Annotated in this window: 15 protein-coding genes; 5 read left to right on the top strand and 10 right to left on the bottom strand. The window is 60.9% G+C overall.

What is annotated here, in order from left to right:
* Nucleotide 1: 1 nt before the first annotated feature.
* The gene (locus NW822_RS00640; RefSeq protein ID WP_414403175.1) at nt 2-238 is read right to left on the bottom strand and encodes a hypothetical protein; all 237 of its coding nucleotides are present in this window, start codon (nt 236-238) and stop codon (nt 2-4) included.
* 464 nt (nt 239-702) lie between these two features.
* Here NW822_RS00640 and NW822_RS00635 point away from each other — a divergent pair, with 464 nt between their 5' ends.
* Both NW822_RS00635 and tilS read left to right on the top strand, forming a co-directional pair.
* A complete protein-coding gene (locus tag NW822_RS00635; protein ID WP_414403174.1) occupies nt 703-1,878 on the top strand; it encodes an HrcA family transcriptional regulator in 1,176 nt (391 codons plus the stop codon).
* A gap of 39 nt (nt 1,879-1,917) precedes the next feature.
* Nucleotides 1,918-2,934, top strand: coding sequence for a tRNA lysidine(34) synthetase TilS (gene tilS / locus NW822_RS00630; protein ID WP_414403173.1), 1,017 nt, complete (start codon nt 1,918-1,920; stop codon nt 2,932-2,934).
* A 14-nt stretch (nt 2,935-2,948) separates the two neighbouring features.
* Here tilS and trpE read toward each other — a convergent pair whose 3' ends face one another.
* Nucleotides 2,949-4,466, bottom strand: a complete 1,518-nt coding sequence (gene trpE, locus NW822_RS00625) for an anthranilate synthase component I (protein WP_414359480.1) — start codon at nt 4,464-4,466, stop codon at nt 2,949-2,951.
* A gap of 118 nt (nt 4,467-4,584) precedes the next feature.
* On the opposite strand from trpE, the gene NW822_RS00620 reads away from it, so the two are divergent.
* Entirely contained in the window at nt 4,585-5,160 is a 576-nt protein-coding gene (locus NW822_RS00620; protein ID WP_414403172.1) for an NUDIX hydrolase, read from the top strand.
* Nucleotides 5,161-5,216: 56 nt separating this feature from the next.
* Here NW822_RS00620 and NW822_RS00615 read toward each other — a convergent pair whose 3' ends face one another.
* Nucleotides 5,217-6,260, bottom strand: coding sequence for a glucokinase (locus NW822_RS00615; RefSeq protein WP_414403171.1), 1,044 nt, complete (start codon nt 6,258-6,260; stop codon nt 5,217-5,219).
* Between the two features lie 267 nt (nt 6,261-6,527).
* On the opposite strand from NW822_RS00615, the gene NW822_RS00610 reads away from it, so the two are divergent.
* Complete coding sequence (locus NW822_RS00610; protein ID WP_414403170.1) at nt 6,528-7,136, top strand: DUF3120 domain-containing protein; 609 nt, start codon at nt 6,528-6,530, stop codon at nt 7,134-7,136.
* Nucleotides 7,137-7,142: 6 nt separating this feature from the next.
* On the opposite strand, the gene NW822_RS00605 is transcribed toward NW822_RS00610, so the two are convergent.
* From NW822_RS00605 to NW822_RS00595, 3 genes are all read right to left on the bottom strand, one after another.
* Nucleotides 7,143-7,565, bottom strand: a complete 423-nt coding sequence (locus tag NW822_RS00605; RefSeq protein WP_414403169.1) for a hypothetical protein — start codon at nt 7,563-7,565, stop codon at nt 7,143-7,145.
* Between the two features lie 154 nt (nt 7,566-7,719).
* A complete protein-coding gene (gene ilvN / locus NW822_RS00600; protein WP_414360037.1) occupies nt 7,720-8,244 on the bottom strand; it encodes an acetolactate synthase small subunit in 525 nt (174 codons plus the stop codon).
* A gap of 83 nt (nt 8,245-8,327) precedes the next feature.
* Nucleotides 8,328-9,356: a tetratricopeptide repeat protein gene (locus NW822_RS00595; RefSeq protein WP_414403168.1), complete on the bottom strand. Its 1,029-nt coding sequence runs from the start codon at nt 9,354-9,356 to the stop codon at nt 8,328-8,330.
* A gap of 647 nt (nt 9,357-10,003) precedes the next feature.
* On the opposite strand from NW822_RS00595, the gene NW822_RS00590 reads away from it, so the two are divergent.
* Nucleotides 10,004-11,857: a peptidoglycan D,D-transpeptidase FtsI family protein gene (locus NW822_RS00590; RefSeq protein ID WP_414403167.1), complete on the top strand. Its 1,854-nt coding sequence runs from the start codon at nt 10,004-10,006 to the stop codon at nt 11,855-11,857.
* A 13-nt stretch (nt 11,858-11,870) separates the two neighbouring features.
* Here NW822_RS00590 and NW822_RS00585 read toward each other — a convergent pair whose 3' ends face one another.
* The 4 genes from NW822_RS00585 to NW822_RS00570 all read right to left on the bottom strand — a co-directional run bounded on the left by NW822_RS00585 (nt 11,871) and on the right by NW822_RS00570 (nt 17,078).
* Nucleotides 11,871-12,977: a glycosyltransferase gene (locus NW822_RS00585; RefSeq protein ID WP_414403166.1), complete on the bottom strand. Its 1,107-nt coding sequence runs from the start codon at nt 12,975-12,977 to the stop codon at nt 11,871-11,873.
* Between the two features lie 270 nt (nt 12,978-13,247).
* Complete coding sequence (locus NW822_RS00580) at nt 13,248-15,683, bottom strand: HD family phosphohydrolase (protein ID WP_414403165.1); 2,436 nt, start codon at nt 15,681-15,683, stop codon at nt 13,248-13,250.
* Nucleotides 15,684-15,752: 69 nt separating this feature from the next.
* Complete coding sequence (locus NW822_RS00575) at nt 15,753-16,202, bottom strand: plastocyanin/azurin family copper-binding protein (RefSeq protein ID WP_414359493.1); 450 nt, start codon at nt 16,200-16,202, stop codon at nt 15,753-15,755.
* A 42-nt stretch (nt 16,203-16,244) separates the two neighbouring features.
* Nucleotides 16,245-17,078 (bottom strand): 4'-phosphopantetheinyl transferase family protein, encoded by an 834-nt coding sequence (locus NW822_RS00570; protein WP_414403164.1) that lies wholly within the window; start codon nt 17,076-17,078, stop codon nt 16,245-16,247.
* Nucleotides 17,079-17,085: the final 7 nt, after the last annotated feature.

Here is a 17,085-nt window from a genome sequence, read left to right as displayed (position 1 = left end):
CTCAAGTCTCTGCCTCTGCTTGCAGCAACTCCCCTTCTCCCTCTTGCCGCCGGCTCTGCCCATGCCAGTAGCCGCACAGCAGTTGACTATCCCCAATGAGCTTCAGCATCACCGCCACCACCCCTGTCCAACTGAGAGGCCCAAAGGCAGTGCCTGCTGCAACCAACAGCGCCAGCCCGGAAAGGTTAAGTCCCAAGCCTTGTACCCCCATCCCCAAGAGGCTCTCGCGATCCGACATCCGACAACTCCCAAAGGTGGATGGTCCCAATTTCCCTGGCCAGAGCTGGAAAAAGAACCTATCCAAGCCTCAGTGGCGTTGCCCTAAGCCGCCCACTTTGGGAGGCATAATGCGGCGCGGTGTCTTCCCCCTTGCAGTCATCCCAAGGTCAGCCGCTGCTAAGGCCGTGCTGCTGGAGTAACCTCGGAACAAAAGGTTACAAAGGATAGAGGTAGCTGCCCTGGGTAAAAACCTAGGGTGACCCCAGCTTTTCCCTCTTGGGAGTCTGCTGCTCCCTTTGCTAGGCAGTCCACGAGGACCAGGTTAATTATCAATACGGAGTATTAGGTAGACTTAAAGTTTCGTTTAGATTGGTATCCCATAGATTGGCCTCTCAGCCCTCAATGGGTTTGTTGCAAGCGAACTTACCGGTTGCTTAGCAGTCTGCTTTGAGATACGGGTTGACTAAGTTCTTTTGAGTAGCCATGAAACTCGAACTGACTCCCCGCCAGCGGAAGATTCTCTGGGCGACAGTGCGCAGCTACATTGCGACGGCTGAACCTGTCGGTTCCAAGACTTTGGCTCAGTCGTATAACTTTGGGGTAAGCACAGCCACCATTCGTAACGACTTAGCCACCCTTGAGCAGGCGGGGTTGCTGTTCCAGCCCCACACCTCTGCCGGTCGGATCCCTTCTGACTTTGGCTATCGGGTTTATGTCAACGATTTGTTGACCTCCGGCTGCATGGAGGGGATCCCCAACGACGCTCCAGAGCCCCATCCGGCGCTGCAGCAGTTGCTGGAGCAGGTCAGTCGTGAGCTGGGAGACGACCTCGACAGTTTCCTCCAGCGAGTAGCGCAGCTTTTGGCCCAGGTGAGCGGTTGCATTGCCCTCATCACCCCACCTCAGGGGCCAGTGGTAGCCATTCACCACGTGCAGTTGCTGTCGGTAGGACCAGCTCGGGTGATGGTGGTGGTGGTTACCGATTCCTATCAAGCCCATTCAGCCTTGGTCAGTCCACCGGAACGGCCTGAAAACCGCTACGAGGATCTGGAAGACGAGCTGCAGCTACTTAGCAACTTTCTCACCCTCAAGCTGCGGGGCAAGACCTTTGCCGAGCTGCAGGACCTGAGCTGGCTAGAGCTGGACAAAGAGTTTCGCGCTTACAGCCATTGGCTGCAGCAACTGCTGCGTTTGGTGGTTCAGCGCTATCTACGGCCCTCTTTGGGGCCTGTGTTTAGTGCAGGCATGACGGAGCTGATGCGGCAGCCAGAGTTTTCCCAGCCGCAGCGGGTGCAAGCAGTGGCCCGGTTGATTGAGGAGGGCTCTGAGCAACTGCAGGGGATGATTGGGCTCTATGCTGCCAGCACCCCAGCTTGCCAGGACGGGGCTGCTCTTTCTGCCCCGCTGGCCAAGAAGCCTTCCTCCTCTGCCGATCCCGAGCGGGATCCCTCCCACAACAACATCCCTGTGATCATCTACATTGGCAGCGAGAATCCGCTGGAATCCCTGCGCCACTGCACGGTGATCGCCTCGGTCTATCGCCGTCGCTCGGCGCCCCTGGGGACGGTCACCTTGCTGGGGCCAACGCGGATGGCCTACGAGCGCAGCATTGCAGCTGTGCAGACGGTGGCCTCCCATCTCACGCGGGCCCTAGCCTAGCAAGTCTAGAAGCGGGTTGCCTGGGAGCAGTACCCCACCGTGGCTAGACTCTCTCCTCTCCACCTGCGGGTTCAGTGTGCCATCCGAGAGCGGCAACTGCTTTGCCCCGGCCAGCGGCTGCTGGTGGCCTTTTCCGGGGGGCAGGATTCTTTCTGTCTGCTCCAGATCCTGCGCGATCTGCAGCCGCGCTGGAACTGGCAGATTTTTGTCTTGCACTGCAACCACCGCTGGTCGGAGGAGGAAACAGCCTGTGCCCACTTTTTGCAAGAGTGGCTCCAACAGCAGGGCCTGCCCCACGCCGTCGAAACTGCCGATCCCATCCGCTGGGATGAAGCGGGGGCCAGGGCTTGGCGCTACCAACAGTTGGATAAATGGGCGCGCGCCTGGAATTGCCAGGCCGTGGTTACAGGGCACACAGCCAGTGACCGCGCAGAGACGTTCTTGTGGAACCTGCTGCGGGGCACGGGAGCGGCTGGGCTAGCCAGCCTGGATTGGCAGCGGCGTTTAGACGAGCGGGATCCGGCCTCTGCCTGGTTGGTGCGACCGCTGCTGGGCCTTTTCCGTTGGGAAACAGAGGAGTTTTGCCGTCAGTACCAACTGCCGGTCTGGCCAGATCGCAGCAATCAAGATTTGGCGCACGGGCGCAACCGGATCCGCCTGGAGGTGATGCCCTATCTCAAGCAGCACCTTAACCCTCAGGTAGAAAAAGCCCTGAATCGGGCCGCCACCTTGCTAAAAGCGGAACATGAACTGGTGGTGGCGCAAGCTGCGCAACTGTGGCCGCAGGTGTACGAGCCAGCCCTACCAGGGTTGCGACGGGATCCCTTGCGAGCTGCTCCCCTCGCCCTGCAGCGGCAGGTCATGTTTAAGTTTTTGTCTTTGCTGATCCCCCATCACCCTACCTTTGAGCAAGTGGAAGCGGGGATCCGGCTCCTCAAAGCAGGTCGCCGTAGCCGCAGCCCCGACTATCCTGGGGGTGGCTGGCTGGAGGTAAAAGGGGAGTACTTGGCTTGGGTTGCTCGCCCCTGTTCTTCAGTAAGGACTCCGTCCCACTGAGGTCCGCGGCAGCGCTAGAGCGCAGCTGCGCCACCCTGGCCTTCCTGCAAACTGGCTACAGCCATGAGCATGCCCCGCGCTTTGTTCAAACATTCTTGGTACTCCCGCTCTGGCTCGGAGTCAGCCACGATGCCTGCCCCAGCTTGCACGCTCACCCGGCCGCGGTGAACCAGCAGGGTGCGGATGGTGATGGCAGTGTTCAGTTGGCCAGCAAAGTCGTAGTAGCCGTAGGCGCCGGCATAGGGGCCGCGGCGGCACTTCTCCAGTTCGTGGATAATCTGCATGGCGCGAATCTTGGGGGCACCGGTCACCGTGCCGGCAGGGAAGGTGGCCCGCAGCAGATCCCAGGCGCTGTACTGAGGATCCAACTGCCCCACCACGTTGCTGACAATGTGCATCACGTGGCTGTAGCGCTCAATTTGCATTAGGTCGTCCACCTGCACGGATCCCAGGCGGCAGACCCGCCCCAGGTCGTTGCGGGCCAAATCCACCAGCATGACGTGCTCCGCCCGCTCCTTGGGATCTGCCAACAGCTCCTGCTCCAACTGGCGATCTTCGGCAGGGGTGGCGCCGCGGGGACGGGTGCCAGCAATGGGACGCACGGTGGCAATGCGCTCTTCCCCAACGCGGCTAAGCTTGACCATCACCTCCGGGCTGGAGCCGACAAGGCAGAGATCGCCAAACTGCAAAAATGCCATGTAGGGGGAAGGGTTAATGAGCCGTAGGGAGCGGTAGAGCTGGAAGGGATCCCCGGCAAAAGGAGTGGTGAAGCGCTGCGAGAGGACCACCTGAAAGATCTCGCCGGCGCGGATGTACTCTTTGGCCCGCTCCACTGCCTGGCAGTAGGCGTCGCGGCTGAGGGTGCTGGGAGGAATCTGATCCGGTAGGTGGGGCTTCCAGTTAAGGCTAAGGTGGGAGAGGGAAAGGGGGGCGCTAAGCTGTTGCACCAACGTTTCCACCCGCTGGCAAGCTTGGGCGTAAGCCTGCTCCGCCGGCTGCTGGCGCGTGTCGGCAAAGGCCACCACCCAGATCTTGCGCTTCACCTGGTCGAAGATGAGGATGCTGTCCACCTGCATTAGGATGGCGTCAGGAGGATCTCCCGGCTGCCAGGGATAGATAGGCACCCTAGGCTCAATCCAGCGAATGAGCTCATAGCCCCAGTAGCCAAAGAGCCCGCCAATGCTGCTGGGCAACTCCGGCAGGTGCACTGGCTTATAGGGCTGCAGGCAGCGGGCCAAGATGGCAAACGGATCCCCCTGGTGCTGCTCCTGCCGACCGTCGCGGTGGATTTGCAGGGCCTGGTCCCCGCGCACCTCTAGCACCCACTGGGGAGCGCAGCCGAGGAAGCTGTAGCGGGCCACCTGTTCCCCCCCCTCCACTGATTCCAACAGAAAGTTGTAGGGCTGCCCAGCGCAGACCCGGTACCAGGCAGAGACGGGCGTTTCCAAGTCCGCTACCCATTCCTGGTACACCGGGATGAAGTTGCCCTGGCCAGTGAGGGCAAGAAACTCTTTCAAGGGAGGGTAAACCATGGCCTGCAAGTTGGGATCTATCCCAGAGCGGATCCCTCTGACCTGCCCAGTTGCCCTAGGATCAGAGGCTACCGGGCTAAGGGCGGCTCTACCTTCTTTACTTTAGGAAATCTTGGCTATGCAAGTTCCATCGCAGATCCTCAGCGAGCGCCTGCGCTTTCAAGGCCACAAGTACACCTTTGTTAGCCAGCGTTTGCGCTTTCCCAACGGGACAGAGGGAGAGCGGGAGTACCTCATCCACCCCGGTGGCGTGGTGGCCGTGCCAGTGACTGCCGAAGGCAAGTTTGTCTGCATTCGCCAGTATCGCTTTGCTGTCGCCTCCTACCTTTACGAATTTCCTGCCGGTACTGTCGAGCCGGGGGAACAGCCGGACGAAACCATTCGCCGTGAGCTGGAAGAAGAAACTGGCCTGCGGGCTCACCGCTGGGATTCGCTCGGCCAATTTTATCTCTGCCCCGGCTATTCCAGCGAGATTATGTATGCCTATCTAGCGCGGGATCTGGAAGTGCTGGATTCTCCTCCCGCCAGGGATGAAGACGAAGACATTACTGTTGTCGAGTTTTCTCCTGATGAACTTACAGAAAGGGCCCGTTTTGGCCTCGATTTGGACAGCAAATCCATTGCCTGCTTTTGGCGGGCCCAACTGTTTTTGGCAGCAGAAAAGAGGACCCTTGCCAGGGGGAATGGGCCCTAGGCAGGGCAGCCAGTTCCTGTCCTGCTTAAACCTCCCCCCGCGGGAGAGGGGGTCACCTACAGCAAAGTAGCAGCATAGCGGGCAGCCCCCCTCAAACCCACCTGCTCGTTGACCACCACCTGCACCGACAGCTGCTCCAACAGTGGCCGCATTCGCCCCTTATCCAAAAAGGCTGCCAGAAACTCCCCCTGCCTCAACAGGGGCAAGAGCTTGGGGGCAATCCCACCGGCAAGGAAGAGGCCACCGCGGGGCAACAGGTGCAGGGCAAAATTGCCGACAGCCGCTCCGTAGAGGCCAATGAACAGCCGCAAACACTCCCTAGCGAGGGGATCCCGTCCCTCCAGGGCGGCATTGGCAATTTCAGCGGCTGGATCAATCCAACCGGCCCCCTTTTCCCAGGCGGCAATTTGGGCTAGCACTTGCTCCTCTCCCTGGGCCCAGCGACTATCCCGCAAAAACTGGTAGATGGCTACGATCCCCTGGCCGGAGACCACCCGCTCGGTGGAGACACGCCCGTATCGCTGTTGCAAGTACTGCAGCAGCTCCCATTCCTGAGGGGTGCGCGGGGCAAAGTCCACATGTCCTCCCTCGCTGGCATGGACCTGGTAGCCACCTTCTCCCCAGGTGAGGTAGGCCTGCCCCAGCCCTGTGCCCGCTCCAATGACTCCAATGGGCGCCCGCGGCTGCCGTTCCCCCGCTTGCAAAGTCTCCAGCTCCCCCTCCCTCAGCGCTAGCACGCCATAGCCTACGGCGCTGAAGTCGTTGATCAAAGCTAGGCGCGGGATCCCCAGCTCTCCGGCCAATTGGCTTGAGTGCAGGCTCCAGGGCAGGTTGGTGATTTTGGCCGTTTGTGGGCCCCCGTCCCCTTGCTTTTCCTCCATCACTGGGCCAGCCACAGCAAAGCAGGCAGCAACCGGTTGGGGATCTCGCCCCAGCTCCTGCCGCGCCTGGGCCAGAAACTCCAGCACCAGTGGGGTGAGGTGGGGATAGCTCTGGCTGGCGTAGCGGCGGTGGTAGAGGCTGTGATTGAGATCTTGGGCATCGAAGAGGCTGAGGCTGCTCTTGGTACCCCCAATATCTCCGGCCAACAGCAAGTCCATAGGATTTCTTCTAGCCAGCAGCTTCCTTTCCACCCTGCCACCTCTGGAGAGGCCCTGCCAACCTCAGGCCGCCTCGACCCGCCAAGATCCCTGCTGCGAGGGCTGCTAGGACCCACTAGGCGGAGGAGAGCGCAGAAAAGGTGCTATGTTAACTGCTGTGAAGTTTCTTAATATCGCGCTTTGCCTTCTCCACCTTTTTTACCCCTTCTTGCGGAAAAGCGTTTTGGATCCCTTAGGTCTCACCACGCCGTTGGAGGAGCGGCGGCTATGCTGGTGGGCCTACCCGTTTTTGTGGAAGCGCCCCTAGTGCGCTCTGCCCCTTGGCTGAGCTTGGCGATGGCTGTAGGCTGGCTGGGCCTTAGCTTGCGGCTCTACTCACGGCCCCGCACCCGCGTCTGGGGGGATCTGCTCTATGGCTTCACGCTGACTTGGCTAGCAGGCTCCCTCTACTGGGGCTGGCTGCGCTGGGAGCCCCTCTGGCACATGCCGGTGGAAGCTTTAGGGATCCCAATTGTCTGGTGGGGGGCACGGCAACGCTTTGCCCCCATCGGCACCTGGTTTTATCTCGGCTCCCTGTGGGGCACGGCAGTGACAGATCTTTACATTCACTTGCTAGGGCTAGGGCCGGAGTGGCGGCAGGCGATGCAGTTGGAGCGGCTGGAGCAAGCGGCCGTCCCCTTTAGGGCTGCACTCGACAAAATGGCCACCCCTTTGGGGATGGCTTGGGGCATTGGCTTGGGCCTTCTGCTCCTTGGGGTTGGCCTGGGGGTCATTCAGGGATCCCGGCGACTGCACCACTGGGCCTTTGCCGGAGCAGTGCTGAATACCCTGGTGGTGGATGGGCTGTTTGTTTGGGGGGCAGCCACGCTGCGCTAGGCGAGGTTACGACGCTGAGGCTCCAGAAGAGGGTGTTTCTGCTTCCTCAGGGGACACCTCTGACGGTGGCGCTGGCTGGGGCAAGAAATTGACGACTTCCCACCTCTTGCCACCGGCAGAGGCATAGGCCAACAGCCATTGCTCAGTTGGGCCCTGGGACTCTGCCTGTTTGACTTTTTGACGGGCCAAGGTGAGCTGGAAGGGATCCCCCTTGCGGCGGTAGGGGCGGCGGGATCCCGGTGGCTTCACAAGGAGGGTGTAGGTGCCGCTGAGGTGGTGGCCCTCCAGGGTTTCTCCTGAAGTCAAGAGCAAAGGCTCCCGGCGATCCCGCTGGATGCGGACATCCTGCACTTCCAGATGCTCTGCCAAGCGATCGCTGCCCACCAACGAGGCAACCGGCCCCGCCAGGTGAGTCAGCTGGTAGGCCAAGGCCTGTTGCACAACCGACTTGGGTGGTCTGGGAGCACAGCCTGCTAGGAGCCCCAACAAAACAATGGCCAGAAGACTCAGCCGGCAACGCCTGCAACTTACCGTGGCCCTTTCTTTTAGCATCTCCAACTCCCCACTGTCTTGGCCAAGCCCGCTAGACAACAGCAGCGCTGGGATGCTGCTTCAAGTACTCAGTATTGACCCCTGACTCGCGGGTGAGAGCCACTAGACCGGTGCGGGCAATCTCCCGAATGCCAAAGCTAGTCAACATCTTAATGATGGCCACCATCTTGCCTGGATCCCCGGTGACTTCCAACGTTAACGACTCTTCCGCCACATCCACAATGCGGGCCCGGAACATCTGCGCCACGTCCAGGATGGCAGAGCGGGTCTCAATGCTGGCATTGACCTTGACCAGCATCAGCTCCCGTTCTACACAGGGGACGTGGGTAATATCCGTTACTTTTAGAACCTCGATGAGCTTGTAAAGCTGCTTGGTTAGCTGCTCCACATCGTGCTCGTCTCCCTGCACCACCATAGTGATGCGAGAGATCCCAGGCCGCTCGGTGGGTCCGACGGTGAGGCTGTCAATGTTGAAGCCCCGGCGGGCGAACATGCCGGCAATGCGGGTTAAGACCCCGGGCTGATCCTGCACAAGAGCGCTGAGGGTGTGTTTCACGGCAGCCACAGAAGGAGGGGCGATGAGCTGGTACGAATTTTACGCCAATTTCGCAGCCGCCAGCCTAGGATCCCTCCTCATCCTCATAGTTGCCGCAAAGCCCGCTGGACCTGCTCTTGCAGGACCGGGTTGTGGCGCTGGCAGCCAAGGTGCAAGGCAGCTTGCCAACTGGCAATGGCTGTCTCGGGGTCTCCCATGTTCCGGTAAGCCAGTCCCCTTCCGTAGAGACCGTACTCGTCCGCAAGAGCAAGGGGATGGCCGCCGGCCTCTAGGCGAAAGGCCTGCTCGTAATCGTCGAGGGCAGCCTTGATCTCCCCCAGCTCGTAGAGAAGATTGCCCCTGAGGTAGAGGGCATAGGGCTGGCCGGGCTCTGCCTCTAGGCTGCGGCTGAAGTCAGCAATCGCTTCAAAATAGCGATCAGCCCAGGTGTAAGCGACGCCCCGCCAATAGTAATGGGCTGGCGAGGGATCCCAGCGGATGGCCTGGGACCAGTCAGCTACCGCTGCCTCCCACTCCCCCAGGTAGCCGTACACCTTGGCGCGGCAGGCATAGGCGGGCGCCCAGGTGGGATCGCGAGCAATTGCCTCATCCAAGTGAGCCAGAGCTGAAGGTAGAGATCCCTGCTGCAGGTACAGCTCAGCCAGGCGGAGATGGTGGGGAGGACGGGGCTGCAGCCGCACTAGCTTGGTCAACTCGGCGGTTGCCCCTTGCAGATCCCCTCGCGCTTGGCAGATGAGGCTGCGGTAGAAATAGGGCTCTGGGCGGTGGGGGAGCAACTGGGCCGCTTGGTCGAAGTCCGCCAGCGCCTGGGGAGGCTGGCCGAGCTCGAGGTGAACCTGACCCCGCAGGAGGTAGGCATTGGCTAGACGGGGATCCTGCTGCAGCGCCAGGCTAAGCTGCTGGATGGCCCCTAGCAGATCCCGGTTGAGCCACCGTTCGCGACCGCGGTTGTAGGCCAAGAGGGCTGGGCGGGTGAAGGCAGAAATTGCCGCTGCACTGGCCAGGCCCATCACCGCCAAGAGGCGATCCTGGCGCCAGCTGGCCAGACTCCCCAGCAGCAGGGTGGCAGCGATTCCAAGGCGTAGGCTGGCAGAGGCGTAGGCTTTGGGCATGGCGTTCTCAACAAACTCAGCCCTCCCCTAGCTTGCTACGACCTACAGCCCGCTGACCAGAAAAGAGCGCAAGCCTCGGCATTCCTGCCTGGGGCTATAGCTGTGGGGAGCTCCGCCGCCGAGAGTGCGGCGCAGCTTTAAATATCCCCTCGCCTCAGTAGGCCGTAGGCCTTGGAGTTGGGGCTACAGCTTCCCCCAGGCGCCCCGTGGGGGCTTTTCCTCTAGGTTGCCCCAGATTCGCGTTTCTTAGGCCCACTTGCTTGATGAGCAAAGGCCTAGGCTAGCGCCATCGTAGAGTTGAACCACGCGGCCTAGAAGCCCCCCGCAGGAGCCAAGGCTTGGACAACTTAGCCCCCTGCTGCGGCTTAGCAGGTCGGTCCTTATTGCGCAGGTCTTCGACAAAGACAGCTCTCTTGCAGCCGTCCTTGCTGCCGCTGCTACCAGCAAAAGGCTAGCGCGGCTGGCCAAAATCGTTGGCAAACTTTGCAAGAAGTGCAACTGCAAGCTAATCGAGCTCAGGGGGGAAGCAGCTCCCTTCCACCTACCTTTCAAACATCCGCTCTAAAGGGTAGCCGCCCCTCGCTAAAACGCTGGCCAGAAGAGAGGATGGGCGGCAAACTAACGGTGGTATCTACCCAACGGCAGCAGTGGAGGACAAGTCGAGGGCCGGCTTGGGCCGGCAACCTCTACAGAACAGCCGGCAACTTGCCCGCTGGCGCCGCCACCGGGCTGAGGGAGCTCGCCTGGCGCGGCTTTGGGGGGATCAGATCCCAACAGGCCAACAACTGGACTTCCGCCTTGCGGTAGTGGGCTTGGCTTTGGCCATCGCCCTGATGGGAGTGGGGGCCCGTTTGGCCTATTTGCAACACCACCAGGGGCCAACCCTAAAGCAGCGAGCCGAGGCCCAGCAGCGGGCTCAGCTCCGACCCTTCCTCCCCCGCCGCTCGATTGTGGATCGCCACTCCCTTGCCCGCCAGCAGGCGGAGCTCTTGGCTGTGGATCGGCCCGTCTACACCCTTTGGGCCCACCCTCGCCTTTTTGGCAAGCGCACCCCCCAGGAGATTGCCACTGCTCTGGCTCCTCTGCTGCGGCGGCCAGTTGAGGAATTGACTCAGCAGTTGTCGGCTACTCACTCGGTACGGCTGGAGCGCTGGCTGGCCCCAGAAGTGGCGGAGCGAATTCAGGCCTTGTATCTGGACGGTCTGGAGCTGGTGAGCGAACGGCAGCGGGTCTATCCCCAAAAGGAGATGGCCGCTGAGGTGGTGGGCTATGTAGATCTGGACCACCGGGGCCAGGCGGGAGTGGAGTATTCTCAACAGGCACTGCTGGAGCGGAGAGTTCAGCCAGTTACCGTTCCTCGAGATGGCTACGGCCAGTTGTTGGCTGCTGAGGTGCCGGAAGGGCTGCTGCAATCTGGCGAGACGGTGCTGCAACTGACCCTAGACATGCGCCTGCAGCGGGCTGCCCGCGCTGCCCTGAAAACGCAACTGGAACGGTTTCGAGCCCTGCGGGGCACAGTGATTGTCCTCCAACCCCAGACGGGGGAAATCCTGGCGCTGGTGAGTGAACCTACCTACGATCCCAACCGCTACTTCGAGTACGACCCCGCCCTTTTTCGCAACTGGGCCGTCACAGACCTGTACGAGCCGGGATCCACCTTCAAGCCCATCAATATCGCTATTGGGCTGGATGCGGGAGCCTTCACTGCTGAGGAACGGGTTTACGACGCGGGGCAGATCTGGATTGGCCGCTGGCCCATCCAAAACCACGACTACCGCCAGCGGGGTGCCCATGGCTGGATAAGTGTTGCCGAGATTCTGCGCCTGTCTAGCAACGTGGGCATGGTGCACCTGATGCAAAAGCTAGATCCCCGCCAGTACTACCATGCCCTTCTACGGCTAGGACTCAATGAGCGCAGCGGTGTGGATCTGCCCTTTGAGCCCCCCAGTCGCCTGAAACCCCTGCGGCAGTTTCTAACTGTGCCGGTGGAGCGGGCCACCGTCGCCTTTGGCCAGGGGATAGCCCTCACTCCTCTGCAGTTAGCTACCTTGCACTGCATCATCGCCAACGGCGGATTAAAGGTGCGGCCCCATGTGGTGCGCGGCTTGGTGGAGAAGGATACCGACACCCTCGTTTGGGCCCCTCCCCAACTGACGCCCGTGCGGGTGTTGTCGGAGGAGGCCACGTTGGCAGTGCGCATCCAGATGCGGGATGTGGTGGACTTTGGCACCGGGCAATTGGCCAAGATCGAGGGGTATGAGATTGGCGGTAAAACGGGCACTGCCCAGAAAGTTGGGCCCCAGGGAGGCTACTTGCCCGGCAAGCGCATCACCAGTTTTGTGGCCTACTTCCCAGCCCTTCGGCCGCAGTATGTGATTTTGGCGGTGATCGACGAGCCTAAGGGGGAGGATGCCTTTGGCTCGACAACGGCAGCTCCCGTGGCTCGCTCGGTAATCCAGGAGATCATTGCCCTGGAAGGGATCCGCCCCAATTCCCCCTAGCCACCGCCACTGTCTAACTTGGCGCTCGCCAGCTGAGCTTGGCGTTAAGGTAGAAGTTCCAAAAGACCACAATGCCAATTGCCATTAAGTTAGCCAGCAGGTAGTGAATGCCTAGGTGCTCACTCAGCAAGATCAACAACGAAGAGTTAAGCAGCAGGCCAATTAAGCAAATAACATTAAACTTGACCAATCGCTTCAGACGATTCCAGAGGCCTGGCTGTAGCTGGGTGACATGGCGAAACGTCCACAGGTCATTCCAGAGAAAGTTGTTGAGAATGGCCACCTCAGAGGCAATGAATTTACTGATAGCCAGATCCCACCCTAAGTTGCTGGGATCGTGGAGCAAATACAGCAACGTCATATCCACAAAGGTGCCAGACAGGCCAACCGTGCTAAAGCGCAAAAAGGATCCCACCTGTCCCAGCGAGAAGCGCAGGTGGATGAGATGGTGGAGATACTGAAGACAGGTTTGCAGCTGGATTTTGCTCTCGCCGTTTTGGCGCTCCTGGAAGACGTAGCCGACTTCAGCAATGGTTTTCACCCGGCCCCGCGCCAGCACCTCGATCAAGAGCTTATAGCCCTTGGGACTGAGGGGGATCCCGGCAATGGCCTGGCGTCGGACCAGAAACAAGCCACTGAGCGGATCCGACACCCGCCTGAAGATCCCTGGCAGCAAAACCAGCCCGATGGCTTGAGCTCCCCGAGAGACGAGGCGCCGGCCCAAATTCCAGTGGCTCACTCCTCCCGACTCCACGTAGCGGCTGCCCACCACCAGGTCTGCTCCCTCTTGGATGAGGGGCCACAGCTTGAGGAGAATCTCCGGCGGATGTTGCCAGTCGCCATCCATCACCCCTAGTACCTCCCCGCGGGCAACTTGCCATCCCCGTAACACGGCGGTAGCCAGGCCCCGTTCCTGGTGGCGGCAGATAACCTGCAGTTGCGGGAATTCTTCTTGCAGTTCTTGGGCCACTTTGGCCGTGTAGTCGGGGCTATTGTCATCCACCACAATTAGCTCGTAGGCCCCAGGCAGGATTTTGTCCAGATGGGTACACACCTGCCGGATTAGGCTGCCTATGCTGGAGGCCTCGTTGTAGGTGGGGATGACCAGCGAAAGTTGCACAGGGCTGGGCTGAGACGGAGGGGGGATCTGAATAGGGGCTGCCGAAACTTGCAGCTGGTTGGACGAAGCAGGAGCTCCATGAGGCATTCAGCCGACCACCCCAAAAAACACCGAAAAGCATCCCAAGCAGGAGCTGGAGCGCGGATCCAGCAGAAATGCTCAGCTGCCTTGCTTGGCAAGACTGCTCCGCGCCACCGGCGCGCTAACGATCCCCTATCGTACCGAGGGATAACCCCTAGAGCTAGACGGCTCTCCACCTACCCAGCGCCTCTAGGAGGATCCCGGCGAAGGGGTGATCAATAGGGGCACCTCGACCTGGGCAGAGTTGGGCTCCGGCAGCGGTGGGGAACTGGGGTAGGGGATGCGCTCGTGGTTGGACTCTCGCCAAACTTCCACAAAGGCCTCGGCCACTACCTCCAGATCCTCGAGTGTCAAGCCACTGTCGACCAGTTGGCCATCCTGCCAACGGGCCTGGACAATTTTGCAGATAACAGCCTTGGCCCGCTCCAGCACCTCTGGGCCAAAGCCATCGCTCAGGGTCATGCTGCGCAGGGCCGCCTCACAGGCATCGGCCAGCATCACCACCCCTGTCTCCTTGCTTTGGGGGATCGGGCCATCGTAGCGGAAAGGCTGCTCAGGAACCGGCTGGCCTCCCGCTTTCAACTGAGCCTGATGGTAGAAATAGGCAATCAAGATCGTTCCCTGGTGTTCAGGAATGAAAGCCTGGACGGCGGTGGGCAACTTGTACTGCTTGGCCAGCCGCAGCCCATCGCTGACATGGGCCTTGATAATTTGAGCGCTGCGGTAGGGATCGTCCAGTTGCGTGTGGGGGTTGAGGCCGCCCATCTGGTTTTCGATGAAGTAGCGGGCCTGCAGCATTTTGCCAATGTCGTGGTAGAGGGTGCCTGTGCGCACCAGCTCCACGTTGAGATTGAGCTTCTGGGCCGCCCGTTCCGCCAAGGTGGCTACAAACAGGGTGTGCTGGAACGTGCCAGGGGCCTCTGCCGCCAGCCGCCGCAGCAGGGGGCGGTTGGGGTTGCTTAGCTCGATGAGACGAATGGGGGTGGCCAGATCGAACAGGCGCTCCAGGTAGGGGCTGGCTCCCAGGGCCACAATGCTCCACCCCAGCGTGATCCCCCCTCCCAAAGCCATGGCCAATAGGTCAAGGCTGCCACGGGTAGCCAAGCTGAGGGCTCCATAGGTTAGCATCTGCACTGCCGCCGCCCCTCCCCCCAACAAGGCCAGCTCTTCCCGGGAACGGGCCCGCCCAGCCAGGGCACAGGCCACTCCACTGGCAGAAAGCAAGGGCAGGAAGCCAAGCAAGGTGGCCTCAGCAACTAGAGGTAAAAACAACGCCTGGCCTACCACCACCACCAAGCCCAGCCCCGCCCCATAGAAGCTGCCCAGCAACAATCCCACCGCTGGTAGAGAGTTGAACTCCAGCTGGGACAAAGCCGCCGAGAGGGGCGCTGTTAAGGAAAGCAGCAGAATCAACAGGCGATCGCGGCGGCGCAATCCCGGCTTCAGGCGTCGCTGCAGCGGCACAAAGACAGCCAAGCCTAGACCCATGAGGCCAGCTACTCCCACGAGGCCCCAGCCGTTCATCCGGCGCTGGGTAAAGCCAAAGTGGTCCAGGATCAGAAACGCCTCAGGAGTAATGGGCTCGCCTGCCCGCACGATAACCTGGTTTTCCGCAACCGAGATCAGGACGGGCTCGACTTTTTCCAGCTCGGCACGAATCCGCTGCTCGGTGCGCTGGGGATCTACCTCCAGGTTGGGAATGAGCACCTGTTGCAGCCACTGATAGACCAGCCCCTGTAGCTCCTGCCGCTGGGCAGCGCTGCCGGGAAAGGTCAGCTCATCCAGTTGGGCTTGGATCCCTTCAGCCCGCACTTCGCGCGGTAGCCCATCCACAATGCCGAGCTTCTGCACCCGCTCCAAAACCCGCCGACTCAGACTCTGGAGCTGCTGCCACTCAGCCTCTGTTAAGTTGAGAACTGGGGCAGGAAGAGGGGGGGTGAGCTGTTCCAGAGCCGGCAGGGCTGCCCGATAGCGCTGCTGGGCCGCCTCCACCTGAGCAATCAGTTGGGTGTAGGGATCCATCACCTCTGGAGCCGGCCTGTCCAGCCAGGCTCGCTGCCAAACTTCAATGAGCTCTTGCCGGGCCCGCTGATCGGGGGGAAGCTGCTCTGGCCGCTCGGAGGGTTTTGCCGGCAAAGGCGGAGCAGTCGAGGGAGTGCGGATGGCCGTTTGCCGCACTGCCGCCTGCAGGGCCTCCCATTCTTCCGATGGCAGCTGGCGCAGATAGATCTGGGTAGGCAGGGAGAGCAACTGAACGGAAACGTAGGGCAAGGGGCCAGCCTCTTGCCGAATGGCTTCCACTGCAGCCAGGAGGGCCTCTAGGTTTTGCCGCATGCTCTCGTTGGCAGCAGGGTTAATCTTGAGGGCCTGTACCACCCGCCGTCGCGCCTCGGCCTGCCGCGCCTGGGTGGCCTCCACATCCTCAATCTTTGCCGCCGCAGGGGCGATAAATGTCTGCGGCGAGCGACTGCCGACGGTCAGTTGTGGCTCGTTGTAGTAGCGGATCCCGTGGACAGCAGTGAGGGAGAGCAGCGCCAGCAGGTGGCCAAGGAGTTGCTCAGAAAGGGAGGGCCGGGCTTTGCGAGCAGACGGCGCCTGCGGTTGTCCCGTCCAGCGTTGCGCCATAGGTGGTAAGGGATTGTTCGTCAATTTGCCTGGCAGCCTCTTCTTTAACCGGCCAGCCCCGGGAACCGCCTAGTCACCAATGGTAATCTGGCCAATCATGCCTGCTTCAGCGTGGCCAGGGATGGTACAAACCAGGGAGTAAACCCCAGATTTGAGGGGGATAAACTGCCACTCCACTGCCGCGCCTGGCTTGAGCTCAATTTCTCGGATCTGCCCTTTAATTTCTACCCCAGCCACCTCCAATTTGCGCGTCCAAACAGCATCCGCAAAGTCTTTGGCGCTGAAGTAGTGCTTCAATTGGCTGGGATTGCTCAAACGCAACCGGTAGAGGTTGCCGTTGCGAAAAAAAAGCTCCTTAGGCACAAACACCAACTGGTTGTCGGCCGTGCCCAGCTCAACCGTTTTGTCCTGCGGCGTTTGCCGTGACAGATCCCGCCCCCAGGCCGGCCAAAGGAGGCCGCCACTCAACATCCACAGACAGCAGCTCAGGATTAGGAGATAGCGCAGCCCACGCAGCATAACCCCTACTAACCAACACCCTGGAAACCCCAAGATAGCAGCTCAAGAGAAAGACGGGAGACCTGCCCTGGCAGCGGGCTGGACTGCCACCAGCTCCTGGCTTGCGCCCTGCAGCCCTTGACTAAGCCACAGAGTGGGGGGTGCCGCTGCAGCGCTTTCCTTGCCTTGTTCCATGGCTACAGCCGCAACGTAGCCCTCGGCAACCCGGAGAGGCAAGACTAGCCAGGCGGGATCAGGATCCCTGGCCAGCCTTCTGGCACCAGCCAGGCCCACGCCCATGGCTTTCAGGAGAGCCTCTTTTTGGGTCCACATCTGCAAAAAAACTGCGTCCCGCTCTGGCGGTGGGCAGGCAAGGAGGTGGGCTTGCTCAGCGGCGGAAAAATAGCGCTGGGCAATGCGTTGCCAATAAGGCACGGGTCGGATCTGCTCCAAGTCCACACCAATTCGACGCTGCAGCGTCAAGCCCACCAGGATCCCCTGCTGGGAGTGGCTGAGGTTGAACTGCAGCGGTAGGGGTGGATCCCGCCAATAGGGCTTACCGCTAGCCGTGCGGTCAAGGGAGATGTCCTGGGGCGGAATGCCAGTGTAGCGGCTGAGCAAGGTTCGCAGCAACAGACGACCAGCCAGGAAACGGCGCCGATCCTCCAACAGGTGCAGTTGCTCTGCCCGCTGCCGTTCCTCGAGGGAAAGCAAGTCAAGCTGAGAGAGCAACGCCTCCAAGGGGGGCACCTCCTCTAGCCACAGGTAGATCGCTGGCTTTTCTAGCTCCAGCAGCGGTTGCCGCAGTCTTACCCTCCCAAGCTCCAGAGGCCCAGACAGTTCTGGAGGTTGCAAATAGGGTAACATGGCCTTGGGCTGGCGTGGTTGGAACACCACCTAGACA

The organism is Synechococcus sp. H70.2, assembly GCF_047462275.1.
Lineage (GTDB): Bacteria > Cyanobacteriota > Cyanobacteriia > Thermostichales > Thermostichaceae > Thermostichus.
Note: the sequence above shows the minus strand (reverse complement) of the source record. Positions and strands in the feature narration are given on the sequence as shown.